Raw genomic sequence first — 13,617 nt, 5'->3', positions numbered from 1 at the left:
AGCTGCCTGATGGGCTTGCGCTTGCGGGGCCGATTCAGGCACTCAGGAGGGGTGTGCCATCCGAACGCGGGGTTACCCGCGGCCGGCCGATATTGACCGCGCATGACCTCCTCGCCGAAGGGCAACGCCGCTTCATATGACCGTCGAAACTGACAGCCATCCGTCGACCCGGCCACTTGCGGCTCATGAACCGGCGCGGCGGGGCGGTAGCATCGTGCTGGTGCTGCTGGTGGCTGCCGGCATCGTGGCGGTGGCCGTGGCGCTGATGACCATCGGTCGCGCCCAGGCCCAGCCCTATATCCTCGGCGTGCTGGCGCTGCTCGCCATGGTCGGCCTGTTCAATCTGTTCGCCTTTGCCGCAGGTATCATCCGCTTCACCGACCGCGCCGCCGATGACCCCGTGATGGGCCGCATCGCCGATCACGCCCATGACGGTTTGGCCGTGACCGACCCGAAGGGCCATGTCGTCTATTCGAACGCCGCCTATCTGGCGCTGACGGGCGCCGCGAGCCCGCAGGACGTGCGCCCCATCGAACGCGTCTTCATCGGCAATCCCGACGTCTCCGAAGCCGTGTTCCGCCTGCTCAAGGCCGCCCGCGAAGGCAAGCGGCAGCAGGAGGAGGTCCGCATCGCCGGCTCTGACGGCGCACCGGGACGCTGGTTGCGGATGCGGGTTCGTCCGCTCGGCCAGAGCAAGCGCGAAGCAAAGTATGCAGTGTGGTCGATCGCCGACATCACGCGGGATCGCGAGCGCCAGGAAGATGTGTTCCGGGAGTTGCAGCACGCGATCGAATATCTCGACCACGCGCCATGTGGCTTCTTCTCGGTCAGTCCGGCCGGCGACGTCATCTATGTTAACGCCACGCTGGCGAACTGGCTCGATTACGATCTCGCCGAGATCGGTTCGGGTGGGCTGAAGCTCACCGATATCGTCTCCGGCGATGGCGCTGCGCTATTGACCTCGATCGTGGCGGTGCCCGGCGAAGTCAAGACCGAAGTGTTCGACATCGACCTGCGCATGCGCGGCGGCAAGACCATGCCGGTGCGGCTCTATCACAAGCTCGCCTTCGGCGCCGACGGCTCGCCGGGTTCGTCGCGCACACTGGTGATCAGTCGCGCGCGCGACGAGCATTCCGACCCCGAACGCGCCGCCGAAGTCCGCTTCATGCGATTCTTCGACCATACGCCGATGGCGATTGCGACGGTGGACCGCAGCGGCGCTGTCGTCCGCGCCAACGCCCGCTTCGCCAAGCTGGCGCAGAGCCTCAGCCCGGACGGCGCGGCCAACAAGTCGATCTTCCGTACCGTGAACGCGCGCGACCGCAGCCTTCTGATCGCGGCGATCAACCAGGCGGCGGAAGGGCAGGGCGACATCGCGCCGGTCGAAGCCATGCTCGACGGCGCCAAGGAGCGCTGGGGGCAGTTCTTCGTCACCGCGGTCGAGGAGGACGAGCGCGACACCGAAGCCGCCATCGTCTATTTGCTGGAGACCACCGAGCGGCGCACGCTGGAAAACCAGATCAACCAGTCGCAGAAGATGGACATGGTCGGCCAGCTCGCCGGCGGCATCGCGCACGACTTCAACAACGTGCTGTCCGCCATCATGATGGCCAACGACTTCCTGCTGAACGCGCACAAGCCGACCGATCCGTCGTTCCAGGACATCATGCAGATCAAGCAGAACGCCACCCGTGCGGCGACGCTGGTGCGGCAACTGCTCGCGTTCTCGCGCCGCCAGACGCTGCGGCCGCAGGTGCTCGACCTCGGCGACGCGCTTTCCGATCTCACCATGCTGCTGCGGCGCCTGATCGGGGAGAAGGTCAAGCTCGACCTCGTGCATGGCCGCGATCTCTGGCCGGTCAAGGTCGACGTCTCGCAGTTCGAACAGGTGGTCGTCAATCTCGCGGTCAACGCGCGCGACGCCATGCCCGATGGCGGCAAGCTGACGGTGAGAACCGCCAATGTGACGGTGGATGAAGCCGCCCAGCTCACCCACAAGGGCATGCCGGCCGCCGATTACGTGCGGATCGACATCTCCGATACCGGTACCGGAATCCCGCCTGATATCGTCGACAAGATCTTCGAGCCGTTCTTCTCGACCAAGGAAGTCGGCAAGGGCACCGGGCTCGGCCTCTCGACAGTGTATGGCATCGTCAAGCAGACCGGCGGCTTTGTGTATGTGGACTCGGTGCCCGGCGAGGGCACCTCGTTCCGCATCTTCCTGCCCCGGCATCGTCCCGAACTGGATGCCCAGCCCGAAGCGCAGGGTGCCAATGGCGCGGCAAAGGATGCGGCGATCGAGCCGCCGAAGCCGCGGCCCGACCTGACCGGGCAGGGCACCATCCTGCTGGTGGAAGACGAGGACGGCCTGCGCTCCCTGAATGCGCGCGGCCTTCGCTCGCGCGGCTACAGCGTGATCGAGGCCGCCAACGGCATCGAGGCGATGGAAGCGCTCGACGAAAAGGACGGCGCTGTCGATCTTGTCGTCTCCGACGTCGTGATGCCGGAGATGGATGGCCCGACGCTGTTGCGCGAAATGCGCAAGCGCAATCCGAACCTCAAGATCATCTTCGTCTCAGGTTATGCTGAAGAAGCTTTCGATAAGAGCCTGCCGGAAAACGAGCAATTCGCCTTCCTGCCGAAGCCGTTCGCGCTCAGCGCGCTGGTCGAGAAGGTCAAGGAGACGATGACGGCTTCTTGAGATCTGCCGTCATATCCGCCCGTATGAAATGCTTCAGCACGCCGGAATCATAGCCATTCGAAGGCGAGTTCTCCCGGCTAAGCATCCTGCGCGGGCTGACATTGCTGGCCGCTAAACCATTGATTAATGCTGGTGCACGGCTAAATCGTCACATCCCCGCGACCGAGGGCCGCAGCCATGCGTCCCTATGGCGGCTTCACTTTTGGGTGTTCCTGCCCATCTTAGGGGCACTTCTCCAATGTCGGGGAACGAGGAAAAAGATATGAATTTCACGCTGACTGCGCGCGGAATTATACGGACCATCGCGATCGTTATGTCGGTGGCGGTTCCGTTGGCGATCACGATTTCGGCGGCTGATGCCCGCGTCGGCGGTGGCGGCAGCTCCGGTTCGCGAGGATCGAAGACCTATTCGGCGCCTCCGAGCACCACCACGGCGCCCGGCGCGGCGCAGCCCATGAACCGTACCTTTACCCAGCCGGGTACTCCTGGCGTGGCCGCACCGGCGGCTGCCGGCGCGGCCGCCAAGGGCGGCTTCTTCAACCGGCCCGGAATGATGGGGGGCATGCTTGGCGGTCTCGCCATGGGCTTCCTTGGCGCAGGCCTGTTCGGCATGCTGACCGGCGGCAGCCTGTTCTCGGGCCTTGGCGGCCTGTCCTCGATCATCGGCCTGCTGCTGCAGATCGCCCTGATCGTTATCGTGGTGCGGCTGGCGATGTCGTGGTGGCAGCGCCGCCATACGCCGGCCTCCGCCTCCGCCTACGCGACGGGACCTGCTCCTGCCGCCGAAGGCCCCGGCGCCCAGACCAGCTTCCGCTCTGGCCTTGGTGGCTTTGGGCTGGGATCGAGCCAGCCGCCGCTGGAAATCCAGCCGGCTGACTATGAAGCGTTCGAGCGTCTGCTCGGCGAGGTCCAGGCCGCATGGTCGAACGAGGACGTCGCCAAACTGCATACGCTGGCGACGCCCGAGATGGTGTCCTACTTCTCCAAGGATCTCGAGGAGAACAAGGCCCGCAACGACGTCAACAAGGTGACCGACGTCAAGCTGCTGCAGGGCGACCTCGCGGAAGCCTGGCGCGAAAGCGAAACCGATTTCGCCAGCGTGGCGATGCGGTTCTCGCTGGTCGACAAGACCACGGAGCGCACCACCGGCCGTCTGGTTTCGGGCAGCGATACGCCGATCGAAGCGACCGAAGTGTGGACCTTCGCCCGGCGACGCGGCAGCGACTGGGAACTCTCGGCGATCCAGCAGACCAGCTGATCGCTACAACGTCACGAGGAAGGCGCTGCGGTTCGTTCCGCGGCGCCTTTTTCTTTGTCAGAATGCCGCTTCATTTCGCGCCGGAATAATGGTGCCCCTGATGTGTTGATGCCAACGAACGAAAAAATAACAGGGAGAAACCAGATGAAGAGCTTCGCCAGAATCGTTTCGCCGGCATGCTTTGCGCTTGCCGCCATATCGGCTCTCGCCAGCGCGCCTGCGCAGGCGCAATCCGCCGACACCAGTTTCTTCCTGACCAGCAACGGCATCGGCAATGGCGGCAATCTCGGCGGGCTCGCCGGCGCCGACAACCATTGCCAGACATTGGCGCAGGCGGCCGGAGCGGGCGGCAAGACCTGGCGCGCCTATCTCTCGACGCAGGCCGCCGACGGCGCGCCGGCCGTCAATGCGCGCGATCGCATCGGCAAGGGGCCGTGGAAGAATGCCAAGGGCGCGGTGGTCGCCAAGGACGTCGCCGAGCTGCACGGTGCCAGCAACAACCTCACCAAGCAGACTGCGCTCTCCGAAAAGGGCGAGGTCATCAGCGGTGCCGGCGACACGCCGAACCGCCACGATGTGCTGACGGGATCGCAAGCGGACGGCACCGCGTTTGCGGCCGGCGAAGACCGCACCTGCAAGAACTGGACGAGCAGCACGCAAGGCACCGCGATGGTCGGCCATTTCGACCGCAAGGGTCTGCGCGACGACGAGCCGTCAAAGTCCTGGAACACGTCGCATCCCTCGCGCGGCCCGGATGGCGGCTGTTCGCAGGCCGATCTGAAGAGCACCGGCGGCGACGGGCTGTTCTATTGCTTCGCGGCGAACTGAGAGGCTACCGACACCTTGACGATGTAGGGGCAAGTCGAGATGACTCGAGCCCCTACGTGTTAGGTCTGTCCAAATCCCTTTCTCACGTCGCTTAAGACCCTAGAGAGAAAATCAGCTTGCCGCGTGAAGTCCAAGGCATCCTCCTTGCTTACGCTAACATTGCTCGGACCATGCGCGACCGCATTTCTTGCTTCGCGCAACGTGTCAAACAACTGTCCATCCTTTTCGTCGATCATGTCGTGCGATACGAGATATCTTACGATTTGGGGAATGTTAGATCGAGCTGACATGCCGATAATCGTTCTAAGCTCAAGAAGCTGTTTCTCTAGCGCGCGATAAGCAACGGTGATGGCTGCGTCTGGCGCGACCTCAGCAAGTGTCAGTGTACGGGCGTCGGGAATGGGCAACGGCTCTTCCTCGGCCGAAGCTTTCTGCTCAACGATGTCACGGCCTTCGTCCAACTTGCGTTCGAACTTTGCTTTGGTGCCGCCTGGCAATGTAAGCTCTTCTATTCGGCTAGCCAGACTGATCAGTTGGTCTTTGAGCAACCAAAGCAGAACACCAACAACAGACGGCCAGGCTAATGAACTAATAACGCTAGCGAAAAATTGCTTCCAATCCATCATCTATTCCCAGCTGTACCGACGCTGACCATTCCAAGACGCATTGTCGCTTGCATAAAGACTTATTGAGCCCGACGGAAGACGTTAGACGTGCCCTTCACCCCACGTTAGTCATCTTCATCAAGGTAAATTTCCATCTCGGATTGACGCGCGGCCGATCGGGCTAGACCATCTGGCGAGGCGGGGCTGCGTGCAGCCCCGCATGATTTTCCCAAGCCAGCAGGTATTTCATGTCCCGCGTTATTGCCGCAGCTTTTGCCACCGCTCTCGTCGCCGCAGCCGTTCCAACCGCCGCTTCCGCCGGCTGCTATGGCTGCTACACGCCGCAGCCCTGCTGCCATCAGCCGCAGTATCAGCAATATGTCGCGCCGCCGCAGTACCGTACGGTGCAGGAAACCGTGATGGTTTCTCCCGGCCGCGTCGTCGCCCATCGCACGCCCGCGCAGTACCGCACCATCATGGTGCCGAAGACGGTGATGGTTGCGCCCGAAGGTGTGGCGTATGAGCGCCTTGCCCCGCAATACGCGACCCAGGCGCGCGTTGAAATGGTCGCTCCGGCCCGCACCTATTACGCTCCCGTCGCCCCGCGCTGCAGCACCTGCGGCTACTAAGGCGCCGTTCAGCCGCCATTGCTCGGGCGCACCGTCCTGATCGACGACGCGCCCGGGGATCTGCGCTGATGCCGACGAAAAGTCTTGCGCCAAAGGCCGCCGCTAGGCGGCCTTTTTCTTTGCGCGCTTCTTTGTGGCTGTCCGGGGAGTCTTGCTGGCGCTCTTCTTCGCCTTCTTCGCAGCCTTGCCCTTGGCGAGATGGGCGCCGACCGCTTTCGAAGAATGCCCGACGGCGGCGACGGCGGCCTTCAATCTGGCGGGCGTGACCTTGAACTTCTTCGACCAGTAGCTGACTTCGTAGGGCTGGCTCACCGCGATCCGTGCCCGGTCGGAGGCCTTGTGCTTCTGCAGCTTGATGTAGACTTCGACGTTCTTCGCGGAGCGGCCCGCTTTCTTGACGGCGGACTTCAGTTTGGCCGGCGTGATCTTGAACTTCTTGGACCAATAAGCGACCTCGTAAGGCTCGCTCAATGCGATCAGCCCACGATCCGCCCCGCCGCGCTTCTTCTTGTTGTCCGCCATCCCATTCTCCTGTCGTGTTGAGAAAATCGACGTTGCAAACGGGAACAGCCTAACACGACCGCTTGCATTCGCACAGATTCGGACCTGTGGAGATCCGCGCGAGACAGTCTATGCCGCGACGGTCGCGCGGATGCTGCGTTTGGCGTGACGAACGAACCGCAAGGTGATTTGTTATGTCGGTCAAACCGGCAGCGGAGGTGTCATCGATGCGTTACGAGCTCTATTACTGGCCGAGCATTCAGGGCCGCGGCGAATACGTCCGCCTCGCGCTGGAGGAGGCAGGCGCCCGCTACGCCGACGTCGCGCGACGTGGCAACGGCATGGCCGCGATGATGCGAATGATGGAAACACAGAAGGGTGCGCCGCCCTTTGCGCCGCCGTTCCTCAAGGACGGAAAACTCGTGATCGGACAGACCGCCAACATCCTGCTCTATCTGGGATCGCGTCACGGGTTGGCGCCGAAGTCGGAGGCCGGCAAACTCTGGGTACATCAGCTGCAGCTTACGATCGCCGATCTGGTGCTGGAAGTTCACGACACCCATCACCCGCTGGGGCCCTCGCTGTACTACGAGGAGCAGAAAGCGCCGGCGAAAAAACGCACCGACGAGTTCTGGAAGGCGCGCGTCCCGAAGTATCTTGGTTACTTCGAGGACCTGCTGGCGGCCAATGGCGGCACCTACATCACCGGCCGCCGCCTGACTTACGTCGATCTATCGCTGTTCCAGATCGTGGAGGGACTTCGCTACGCATTTCCGAAACGCATGAAGGCCTTCGAGCGGAAGATTCCGGGGCTGATCGGTCTGCGCGAGCGCGTGGCGGCGCGCCCGAACATCAAGGCGTATCTCGCGAGCGATCGAAGAATCGCGTTCAATGAGGACGGGATTTTTCGGAGGTACAAGGCGCTGGATGGGTGAAGCGCGAGCCGCGCTCTTTCCACCGTCATGCCCGGACAAAAGCGCGAAGCGCGTCTTCGCGCTAGATGACCCGGGCATCCACGACTTCGTTTTTTCGCGTAGGCCAAAGACGTGGATGGCCGGGACAAGCCCGGCCATGACGACTGATGTAGTGTCACATGCTCCTGCCATCCACCGGCGTCATCTTCAGCTTCGACAGTTCGATGCCGTCGATGCAGCTTACATTCACCGCCACGACGTCGCTGCCGTCAGGCTTCTTGCCGCGCGCGAAGACATCGACGCCGCAATCGACGCAGAGCTGGTGGTGGATCGCGTGCTTGTTGAAGAGATATTCCTTCAGATTTTCCTCGCCGGCGCGGAGATGAAAGCTCTTCGGGTCGAGGAAGGTGAAATGCAGCCCCTTCTTGGTGCAGATCGAGCAGTTGCAGGCGGTCACCATCGAAAGATCGCTGGTGCATTCGAAACGTACCTGGCCGCAATGGCAGCCGCCGGTATAGGTCTTGCTATCGGGCATTCTTGTCCGCCATCGCCATGTTTCACCAAAGTCCGGGCACCAGACGATAGCGCACGCGCGCGGCATAGTCAGCATAATCGGGCAGCCCTTCGACCAAGGCGCGCTCCTCGATGCGGGCGCGAATGGCGAACAGGACGGCGAACACCGGCGCGATCGCCACGCCCCACCACGATCCCAGCAGCAGCGGGACGCCTACGAAGAACAGCATGATGCCGCTGTACATGGGATGACGGACAAAGGCGTATGGGCCGCTTGAGATGACGCGATGGTGGCGTTCGGCCTGTACCTTCACGACTGGCGCGGCAAAGGAATTCTCGCGGAACACCCACATGATGAAGGCGGTCGAGAGCAGATACATCGCAAGCCCGAGCGCCTGTAGCGCGAGCGGAACGTTGGATGCCTGCGCGCGCCGGTCCAACCCGATCGCGACCAGCCAGATCAGCATCACCAGGACGAAGGTCAGCATGAACTTCTTGTCAGCGGCGGGCTGGTCGGCCTGGAACGTCGGCCGCATGCGCTCGGCGAGCAGGGCGGGGTCGGTCTTCGCGAGCCACAATCCGCAGGCAGGGCCGAGGGTCGCGCTGACAGCCAGGAACACCCACGTCGCCGGCCAGTCCAGCGAACCGGCTGATGCGAACAACAAGGCGCCGAGCGCGATGACGAAGATGGTATTTTGCAGCAGAAGTTTTGCGATCATGCGCGGGTTCCATTCCCCGTGACAGCATGATCGTGTGATTCTTCGGCAAACTTGAGGCGTTGGTTTCGCCCCGTCGGGGACGCCAGCCGTTACGCCAGTTGGTCGATCCGCGTTCCCTGACCCGGCGGCAGGGGAGCGACCTGCGTCGGCTTCGGCGTGCGGGTGCCGTCGGCGGCAGCGCCGTTCTGTACGTCGGGGGTCTTGTCGGGAGCCTTGAACACCGGGACTTCAGGCGGTTTGACCACCACCGTGGCGGGCACAGCAGAGACATTCATCGGAAGCGTCCTTTTGGTTGCCTCCGACACTGGCCGGTTTGAAACGAACGATTGGTGAATCCCGCGCGGCATTCCCGCGCCTGCGCTGTCAATCCCGTCCAATGGTGAACGGACGGCTCGCGAAATCGTTAGAATGCGACGGAGCGGGGGCTTACTCGTCCTTGCCGCGGGTCACCACGATCGAAGCCTCGGTCCTGGTGCGCGTGCATTCCATGTTGAGGCGGCGGAAGCGCATGGAGACCTTGTCGCCGCGCAGGATGCCCATCCGCTTGATGCAGCGCGAGGAGCCGGTCGCAACGTCGGGCTTCGGAATCGTGAAAATGATGGCGCCTGCCGAGGCGATCAGTTCGAAGAATTGCGGCTTGGGCTTGCGGTCGGTCTTGGCGTAGAGCTCGTTGGAATAATTGCGGCCGCGGCAGCCGAGCGACAGCTCTTTCGCCGCCGGATGCGTCAGATAGATCACGTTGCCGGTATTGACGCTGATCTTGAGGCCGTCGATCTGGTTCTTCAATTCCTTGGCGATATCGTCGCAGCGGTCGGCCTGCGCCGGCGATGCACCGACCACAGCAACCAGCGCCAGCGTGGCGGCAAGCAAGGTTGGTCGGCGAAATTGTGATCCCAAAGCCATGGTGAATGCCCCTTTGCGCCATTGAACCCCGCGCGCGGATTTCCTGCAAGGGCCGCGCGCGGAAGTCAACTTGCTTGTCAGAAACCGTAGAGAATGACGCCGATCCCGAAGGCGATCACGGCGAACACGCCGTACAGTGTGGGAATGCTGACCAGCACGGTGGCGAGCCCGAGCCGCTGGCCGCGTGCGGCAAGCGCGATGGCGCAGGCGGCCATCAACGGGAACGCGATGATCCGGACAGGCGTCTCGAAGGCGGAGACACCACGAAAATCGAACTCGTGCCGCACCACCGAGGGCATGAAGTTCAGCCACGTCACGAGCACGAGCGCGCCAAGCACGATGATCGCGTAACGCAGCCGGCCGACGGTGGCCAACGCCAGCGCTGCCAGCGCCAGCAACGGGTGGCTTGCGATATACGTCTTGATGATCGAGCCGCCGAGGCCGGGGCCGGGAATTTTCGACATGTCGTCGAACAGGATCGGCGCATGCGACAGCCCGTCGAAGGCTTCGATGGCGGCAACCAGGATGAGCAGGAGATAAAGCCCTAGCAGGCGCGGGGCGTGGACCGCGACAGAGGCTCCGTCAGGCAATGTGGTGGCGGAGTTCATTACAATCGCAATCGGTGAATATCGGCATCTCCGGTTTGTCTGGAGAGGGCCCGATAGGGTTCAATTGTGGACTGGCACCCTTGCTCGGAAAACAGCCCTGCTTTGCGATCGTTTCGAGGGCCGTTGGACAGCAATCAAAGATTGCGTCTGCAGGAAGTATTCGCAATAATTGCTGCAGGCGGCTGGCCAATACCAAGGCCTATCGTTGTACATTCGGCACAGTGATTTATTGCGTCAGGCGTGCTAGGTTACCCCCATGACAAAACTACTCGAACAAGCCTTGCGACAGGTTGAGCAATTGCCGGAACGCGAGCAGGACGCTGCGGCGGGCGCGCTGCTCGACTATGTCAAACATATGCAAGACATGCGCTTGACCGACGCACAGGTAGCCGAGGTTCGCCGCCGTCGCGCCGATCCGAACCGCAAACTGCTGTCCCACGCCGAAGCGCGGGAGCGCATTGGACGGCTGGGCTCGTAGCCGCGTATGAAACTCGTATTCGATGATCAGGCGATTGCCGATCTCGAGAACATCTTTGGCTGGATTGCCCGGGATAGTCCCGCGACAGCGAGGATTGTAACAGACCGGCTGTTCAGCAGCATAGAGTTGCTAATTTCATTTCCCTTTATCGGTCATGTCGGTCGCGACCCCGATACGTTCGAATGGGTGGTTCCGCGGCTGCCTTATGTTGTGGTGTACGAAGTTGATCGGGTGCAAGAGCGAATCGTCGTAACGGGTGTATTTCACGGGGCGCAGAATCGCGAGGATGGAGAACGGTAGGATAGGATGTGCAGGATGCGATCCTACAGTGGCAAGATCGGAGAGGGCAGGGGTGCCGAGCATTTCGTGACGTCGCCCGACAAGCCCTGCCTACGTCTTCGGAACCTTCCATTTAGCCCAAAAATGCTTAGAACGGGTCTATCGCCGCGGCGCCGTTCTGGCTACCGCCGGCTCCAACCCGAGATATCGACATGAACGCCCCGACCGCTTTTCCCGACCAGAAGCCCGTTCCGCCCTACAAGCATACGCCGCTGTTTCCGCTGGGTGCGGATACCACGCCCTACAAGAAGATTACAGCCGAGGGCGTGCGGGTCGAGAAGGTCTTGGGCAAGGACATGCTGGTCGTGTCGCGCGAGGCGCTGCGGGCGTTGTCGGAGGCTGCCTTCGGCGACATCAATCATTACCTGCGGCCCGGGCACCTGAAGCAGTTGCGCTCGATCCTGGAAGACAAGGAAGCCAGCGACAACGACAAGTTCGTCGCGTTCGATTTCCTGAAGAACGCCAACATCGCCGCCGGCGGCGTGCTGCCGATGTGCCAGGATACCGGCACCGCGATCATCATGGGCAAGAAGGGCTGCAACGTCATCACCGACGGCGACGACGAGGCCGCGCTCTCGGAAGGTGCACGCGACGCCTATCTGCGCCGTAACCTGCGCTATTCGCAGGTGGCGCCGTTGTCGATGTATGAGGAGAAGAACACCGCCAACAACATGCCGGCGCAGTGCGAGATCTACGCCGAGGGCGATGACGCCTACAAGTTCATGTTCATGGCCAAGGGCGGCGGTTCGGCCAACAAGAGCTTTCTGTTCCAGGCGACGCCGTCGGTTCTGACCAAGGACCGCCTGCTGGCGTTCCTGAAGGAGAAGGTGCTGACGCTCGGCACCGCGGCGTGTCCGCCTTATCACCTTGCGATCGTGATCGGCGGCACTTCCGCCGAGCTCTGCATGAAGACTGTCAAACTTGCTTCGGCACGTTATCTCGATGCGCTGCCGACCCATGGCTCGGCAGACGGCAATGCGTTCCGCGATCTGGAGATGGAGCAGGAAATCCTTGCCATGACGCAGTCGCTCGGCGTCGGCGCGCAGTTCGGCGGCAAGTATTTCTGCCACGACGTGCGCGTGATCCGGATGCCGCGCCACGGCGCGTCGCTGCCGATCGGGCTCGGCGTCTCCTGTTCGGCGGACCGTCAGGTGCTCGGCAAGATCACCAAGGACGGCGTCTATCTCGAGGAGCTCGAGCACAATCCGGCGCAGTATCTGCCGGCCGTGGAACAGTCGCTCGGCGGCGAGGTCGTCAAAGTCGATCTCAACAAGCCGATGAAGGAAATTCTCGCAACGCTGTCGCAGTATCCGATCAAGACGCGCGTCTCGATGACCGGCACCATGATCGTGGCGCGCGACTCCGCCCACGCGAAATTACGCGAGCGGCTGGAGAAGGGCGAGCCGCTGCCGGATTACTTCAAGAACCATCCGGTGTATTACGCCGGCCCCGCCAAGACCCCCGACGGCTACGCCTCCGGCGCGTTCGGCCCGACCACGGCAGGGCGAATGGATTCCTTCGTCGACCAGTTCCAGGCGGCGGGCGGATCGATGGTGATGGTCGCCAAGGGCAACCGCGCGGTCGCGGTGCGCGAAGCCTGCAAGAAGCACGGCGGCTTCTATCTCGGCTCGATCGGCGGTGCGGCGGCAAACCTCGCCGAGCACTGCATCAAGAAGGTCGAGGTCGTCGAATATCCCGAACTCGGCATGGAAGCGATCTGGCGCATCGAGGTCGAGGATTTCCCGGCCTTCATCATCATCGACGACAAGGGCAACGACTTCTTCAAGGAATTGAATCTGGGGTGAGGGCGCTCGGCCTCGACGGATTCAGCAAGGGCTGGGTCGCCGTATGCCTGGATGGCGACCAGCAGACGATCGCATTCCATGCTGACATCGGCGACGCGCTGTCGGTGCCATTCGATCGGGCAGGGATAGATATCCCTATCGGCATGACCGATGACGGCGAGCGTTCGTGCGACTTGCTCGCCCGCGACAAGTTAAGACCGCACGCTTCGCGCGTTTTCACGGGCGCGCGGCGCTGGATTTGGCAAGACTTCAACGACCCCGGCGAAGTGAACAAGGAATGCGTGCGCCGCAGCCAAAAGCGGGTCTCCCGCCAGCTTTGGCATCTCGGTCCCAAGATCATGCAGGTTGACACTTTCCTGCGTGCGCATCGCTTGCTGGACGTCCGCGAGGTCCATCCCGAACTGGTATTTCTTCGGTTGAACGCAAACAAGCCCTTGCCGTCGAAGAAGTCCGAGGAAGGAGATTCACTTCGTCGGGCATTACTCGAGCGAAGCGGGTTTCGGGACATCGACCGATGGCTCACGACAACGCGGATAGGCACTGCTGCGAAGCGTGATGACATCCTGGACGCCTGCGCTGTGGCGATTGCCGCACGCGAACCTGCAGGCAGTGTGGGATCGCCGCCGCCGGACATGCACGGCTTGCCGATGCAGATTTGGTTCTAGCGGCGTTTCATTTGGCCGCGCGCCGACGACTGCTCAACTACCGACGTTTACGCGATCGCCGCACCCGCCAGCGAGGCGAGGGCGGCGATCGAAAACAGAACCATCTTGTGCATGGATGAGAGAACGAGGAGGCGCTGCGGCCTCCCCAGCA

At 62.4% G+C, this 13,617-nt stretch carries 16 protein-coding genes; 9 read left to right on the top strand and 7 right to left on the bottom strand.

What is annotated here, in order from left to right:
• The first annotated feature begins 136 nt into the window (after nucleotides 1–136).
• The 3 genes from IVB05_RS30685 (at nucleotide 137) to IVB05_RS30675 (ending at nucleotide 4,787) form a co-directional block, all read left to right on the top strand.
• A complete protein-coding gene (locus tag IVB05_RS30685) occupies nucleotides 137–2,701 on the top strand; it encodes a PAS domain-containing protein (protein WP_247779773.1) in 2,565 nt (854 codons plus the stop codon).
• 262 nt (nucleotides 2,702–2,963) lie between these two features.
• Complete coding sequence (locus IVB05_RS30680) at nucleotides 2,964–3,959, top strand: TIM44-like domain-containing protein (RefSeq protein WP_247779772.1); 996 nt, start codon at nucleotides 2,964–2,966, stop codon at nucleotides 3,957–3,959.
• A 144-nt stretch (nucleotides 3,960–4,103) separates the two neighbouring features.
• Nucleotides 4,104–4,787 carry a lectin gene (locus tag IVB05_RS30675; protein WP_247779771.1) on the top strand — a complete coding sequence of 228 codons (684 nt, stop codon included), beginning with the start codon at nucleotides 4,104–4,106 and terminating at the stop codon, nucleotides 4,785–4,787.
• Nucleotides 4,788–4,846: 59 nt separating this feature from the next.
• Here the strand turns inward: IVB05_RS30675 and IVB05_RS30670 are convergent, their stop codons facing one another.
• Nucleotides 4,847–5,410 carry a DUF4145 domain-containing protein gene (locus IVB05_RS30670; RefSeq protein WP_247779770.1) on the bottom strand — a complete coding sequence of 188 codons (564 nt, stop codon included), beginning with the start codon at nucleotides 5,408–5,410 and terminating at the stop codon, nucleotides 4,847–4,849.
• Between the two features lie 230 nt (nucleotides 5,411–5,640).
• Here IVB05_RS30670 and IVB05_RS30665 point away from each other — a divergent pair, with 230 nt between their 5' ends.
• Nucleotides 5,641–6,021 (top strand): hypothetical protein, encoded by a 381-nt coding sequence (locus IVB05_RS30665; RefSeq protein WP_247779769.1) that lies wholly within the window; start codon nucleotides 5,641–5,643, stop codon nucleotides 6,019–6,021.
• Between the two features lie 102 nt (nucleotides 6,022–6,123).
• Here IVB05_RS30665 and IVB05_RS30660 read toward each other — a convergent pair whose 3' ends face one another.
• Nucleotides 6,124–6,543 carry a DUF3606 domain-containing protein gene (locus IVB05_RS30660; RefSeq protein WP_247779768.1) on the bottom strand — a complete coding sequence of 140 codons (420 nt, stop codon included), beginning with the start codon at nucleotides 6,541–6,543 and terminating at the stop codon, nucleotides 6,124–6,126.
• Between the two features lie 206 nt (nucleotides 6,544–6,749).
• On the opposite strand from IVB05_RS30660, the gene IVB05_RS30655 reads away from it, so the two are divergent.
• Entirely contained in the window at nucleotides 6,750–7,457 is a 708-nt protein-coding gene (locus tag IVB05_RS30655) for a glutathione S-transferase (protein WP_247787136.1), read from the top strand.
• A 154-nt stretch (nucleotides 7,458–7,611) separates the two neighbouring features.
• On the opposite strand, the gene IVB05_RS30650 is transcribed toward IVB05_RS30655, so the two are convergent.
• From IVB05_RS30650 to IVB05_RS30630, 5 genes are all read right to left on the bottom strand, one after another.
• Nucleotides 7,612–7,971 carry a GFA family protein gene (locus IVB05_RS30650; RefSeq protein ID WP_247779767.1) on the bottom strand — a complete coding sequence of 120 codons (360 nt, stop codon included), beginning with the start codon at nucleotides 7,969–7,971 and terminating at the stop codon, nucleotides 7,612–7,614.
• Between the two features lie 22 nt (nucleotides 7,972–7,993).
• The gene (locus IVB05_RS30645) at nucleotides 7,994–8,668 is read right to left on the bottom strand and encodes an isoprenylcysteine carboxylmethyltransferase family protein (protein WP_247779766.1); all 675 of its coding nucleotides are present in this window, start codon (nucleotides 8,666–8,668) and stop codon (nucleotides 7,994–7,996) included.
• A gap of 89 nt (nucleotides 8,669–8,757) precedes the next feature.
• Entirely contained in the window at nucleotides 8,758–8,943 is a 186-nt protein-coding gene (locus IVB05_RS30640; protein WP_247516312.1) for a hypothetical protein, read from the bottom strand.
• 151 nt (nucleotides 8,944–9,094) lie between these two features.
• Nucleotides 9,095–9,571: a hypothetical protein gene (locus IVB05_RS30635; protein WP_247779765.1), complete on the bottom strand. Its 477-nt coding sequence runs from the start codon at nucleotides 9,569–9,571 to the stop codon at nucleotides 9,095–9,097.
• 77 nt (nucleotides 9,572–9,648) lie between these two features.
• Entirely contained in the window at nucleotides 9,649–10,179 is a 531-nt protein-coding gene (locus tag IVB05_RS30630; RefSeq protein ID WP_247779764.1) for a hypothetical protein, read from the bottom strand.
• Nucleotides 10,180–10,435: 256 nt separating this feature from the next.
• Here IVB05_RS30630 and IVB05_RS30625 point away from each other — a divergent pair, with 256 nt between their 5' ends.
• The 4 genes from IVB05_RS30625 to IVB05_RS30610 all read left to right on the top strand — a co-directional run bounded on the left by IVB05_RS30625 (nucleotide 10,436) and on the right by IVB05_RS30610 (nucleotide 13,466).
• Nucleotides 10,436–10,657: a hypothetical protein gene (locus IVB05_RS30625; RefSeq protein ID WP_247779763.1), complete on the top strand. Its 222-nt coding sequence runs from the start codon at nucleotides 10,436–10,438 to the stop codon at nucleotides 10,655–10,657.
• Between the two features lie 6 nt (nucleotides 10,658–10,663).
• Nucleotides 10,664–10,957, top strand: coding sequence for a type II toxin-antitoxin system RelE/ParE family toxin (locus tag IVB05_RS30620; RefSeq protein WP_247779762.1), 294 nt, complete (start codon nucleotides 10,664–10,666; stop codon nucleotides 10,955–10,957).
• A gap of 191 nt (nucleotides 10,958–11,148) precedes the next feature.
• The gene (locus tag IVB05_RS30615) at nucleotides 11,149–12,801 is read left to right on the top strand and encodes a fumarate hydratase (protein WP_247779761.1); all 1,653 of its coding nucleotides are present in this window, start codon (nucleotides 11,149–11,151) and stop codon (nucleotides 12,799–12,801) included.
• Nucleotides 12,798–13,466, top strand: coding sequence for a DUF429 domain-containing protein (locus IVB05_RS30610; RefSeq protein ID WP_247779760.1), 669 nt, complete (start codon nucleotides 12,798–12,800; stop codon nucleotides 13,464–13,466). Before IVB05_RS30615 ends, IVB05_RS30610 begins: the two co-directional genes overlap by 4 nt.
• Nucleotides 13,467–13,617 lie beyond the last annotated feature (151 nt).

The organism is Bradyrhizobium sp. 170 (genome assembly GCF_023101085.1).
In the GTDB taxonomy this organism is placed as follows: domain Bacteria; phylum Pseudomonadota; class Alphaproteobacteria; order Rhizobiales; family Xanthobacteraceae; genus Bradyrhizobium.
This window is presented reverse-complemented; position numbering and strand designations above follow the sequence as displayed.

Coding starts and splice junctions, on each gene's coding strand:
- IVB05_RS30685 (WP_247779773.1), top strand. CDS start 137: ATGACCGTCGAAACTGACAGCCATCCGTCGACCCGGCCACTTGCGGCT.
- IVB05_RS30680 (WP_247779772.1), top strand. CDS start 2,964: ATGAATTTCACGCTGACTGCGCGCGGAATTATACGGACCATCGCGATC.
- IVB05_RS30675 (WP_247779771.1), top strand. CDS start 4,104: ATGAAGAGCTTCGCCAGAATCGTTTCGCCGGCATGCTTTGCGCTTGCC.
- IVB05_RS30670 (WP_247779770.1), bottom strand. CDS start 5,410: ATGGATTGGAAGCAATTTTTCGCTAGCGTTATTAGTTCATTAGCCTGG.
- IVB05_RS30665 (WP_247779769.1), top strand. CDS start 5,641: ATGTCCCGCGTTATTGCCGCAGCTTTTGCCACCGCTCTCGTCGCCGCA.
- IVB05_RS30660 (WP_247779768.1), bottom strand. CDS start 6,543: ATGGCGGACAACAAGAAGAAGCGCGGCGGGGCGGATCGTGGGCTGATC.
- IVB05_RS30655 (WP_247787136.1), top strand. CDS start 6,750: ATGCGTTACGAGCTCTATTACTGGCCGAGCATTCAGGGCCGCGGCGAA.
- IVB05_RS30650 (WP_247779767.1), bottom strand. CDS start 7,971: ATGCCCGATAGCAAGACCTATACCGGCGGCTGCCATTGCGGCCAGGTA.
- IVB05_RS30645 (WP_247779766.1), bottom strand. CDS start 8,668: ATGATCGCAAAACTTCTGCTGCAAAATACCATCTTCGTCATCGCGCTC.
- IVB05_RS30640 (WP_247516312.1), bottom strand. CDS start 8,943: ATGAATGTCTCTGCTGTGCCCGCCACGGTGGTGGTCAAACCGCCTGAA.
- IVB05_RS30635 (WP_247779765.1), bottom strand. CDS start 9,571: ATGGCTTTGGGATCACAATTTCGCCGACCAACCTTGCTTGCCGCCACG.
- IVB05_RS30630 (WP_247779764.1), bottom strand. CDS start 10,179: ATGAACTCCGCCACCACATTGCCTGACGGAGCCTCTGTCGCGGTCCAC.
- IVB05_RS30625 (WP_247779763.1), top strand. CDS start 10,436: ATGACAAAACTACTCGAACAAGCCTTGCGACAGGTTGAGCAATTGCCG.
- IVB05_RS30620 (WP_247779762.1), top strand. CDS start 10,664: ATGAAACTCGTATTCGATGATCAGGCGATTGCCGATCTCGAGAACATC.
- IVB05_RS30615 (WP_247779761.1), top strand. CDS start 11,149: ATGAACGCCCCGACCGCTTTTCCCGACCAGAAGCCCGTTCCGCCCTAC.